This is a genomic window from Hansschlegelia beijingensis, from assembly GCF_045505405.1.
Taxonomy (GTDB): domain Bacteria; phylum Pseudomonadota; class Alphaproteobacteria; order Rhizobiales; family Methylopilaceae; genus Methylopila; species Methylopila beijingensis_A.
Window position 1 is genome coordinate 1 of record NZ_JBJKEX010000741.1, and the last position, 520, is coordinate 520.

General features: G+C 72.5%; 1 pseudogene. It reads right to left on the reverse strand.

Features of this window, described 5'->3' with window-relative positions:
• Positions 1-440 precede the first annotated feature (440 nt).
• Positions 441-520: pseudogene (locus ACIKT0_RS19935) on the reverse strand (transcription elongation factor GreA); the annotation flags it as partial.

Consider the following 520-nt stretch of genomic DNA (forward strand, 5'->3'; position numbering starts at 1 on the left):
CATCGTCTCGACGGCGGCCGCGCCGGCCGCGAACTCCACGCGGGACCCGTCGCACGCCGTCGCCGCCCCCGCGCGGCGAACGCGCCCGCGCGTCGGCAGCAGCGCGCCAAGGCTTGCCGCCGCCCCCTCCATGAAAGCGGCCAGGTCCATGGCGGCCGCGAGCGTCGACAACATAGGCGCCCCCAATGCCGATCGCGGTTCCGAGCGGCTACAGCCAAGATTGCGCGCCACGGTAGCATGTCGTGACGGCGCCGAGACAGCGACGCCGCCTGGAGCAAACGCAAACGTTATCTTGGGGCCCCGCCGGTTCATCGCCCGGGCGGCCGCGATGCGCTTGCAGACCGCCGCGACGTCCTGCGGCGCATCTTTAGCTCGACTGGGGTCGCCAACTCATTAACGAGGCAGGCGCCCGTCCGCCTCCCGGCGCGCCTGCGCAGAGATCAGCCGCCGCCGCGCTCCTGCGCCAGTTCCTTCGCCGCGTGGTACTCGGCGTTCTCGGAAAGGTCGCCGTGCGAGCGGG